The following is a 746-nucleotide window of genomic DNA, read 5'->3' as shown; positions in this document are numbered from 1 at the left end:
GCGTGCCGCCTCCTTGCGGCCTTCCTCGCGGCCTTCCTCGCGGCCTTCGTCGCGGCCTTCCCGCTTAGCCTCGTTCAAGAAGGACACCTCGTCGTGCAAGGCGCGCTCGCGCACGAACGCCAGGCGGCGCGCTTCTTCATCGGCGCTGAGGGTTCGGATGCGGTTCATTGCCTGTTTGACTGGTTCGTGGGTGACGGTCGCCATGATGAGCTCGTCCTGCCAGTGTTTGAAGAAGGTTATCCAGGCGCGCAGCGGGCCGGGCGGGAGGCCAAGGCGGTCGGCCTTGTTCAGTTCGATCAGGTTCATCTGCAGGATGTTCCCCAGGGACACGTTCGGCTGGCGCTCATCGCGCATCTCAAAGCGCCACCAGGGCGGGAAGCCCTGGCTACGTACGCAGCCGGCGGCGCGGGTAGTGATAACGTGCGACGCCGTCCTGAGCATGCCGACCCGGTGCGTCAGCGCTCGCGGAGCGATTTCACCACCTCTGCCGGCAAGCCCGATGCTGCGGCAATCTGCTCGTCGGTCAACAGGTTCATTGCGATGAGGTTGCGTGCCGCCTCCTTGCGGCCTTCCTCGCGGCCTTCGTCGCGGCCTTCCCGCTTAGCCTCGTTCAAGAAGGACACCTCGTCGTGCAAGGCGCGCTCGCGCACGAACGCCAGGCGGCGCGCTTCTTCATCGGCGCTGAGGGTTCGGATGCGGTTCATTGCCTGTTTGACTGGTTCGTGGGTGACGGTCGCCATGATGAA

At 65.1% G+C, this 746-nt stretch carries 2 pseudogenes; both read right to left on the bottom strand.

The window, feature by feature from the left end:
* Positions 1-366, bottom strand: a pseudogene (locus ML01_RS26640) (hypothetical protein); the annotation flags it as partial.
* A gap of 89 nt (positions 367-455) precedes the next feature.
* A pseudogene (locus ML01_RS29860) lies at positions 456-746 on the bottom strand (hypothetical protein); the annotation flags it as partial.

Source organism: Thiohalocapsa sp. ML1 (assembly GCF_001469165.1).
In the GTDB taxonomy this organism is placed as follows: Bacteria; Pseudomonadota; Gammaproteobacteria; order Chromatiales; family Chromatiaceae; genus Thiohalocapsa.
Note: the sequence above shows the minus strand (reverse complement) of the source record. Positions and strands in the feature narration are given on the sequence as shown.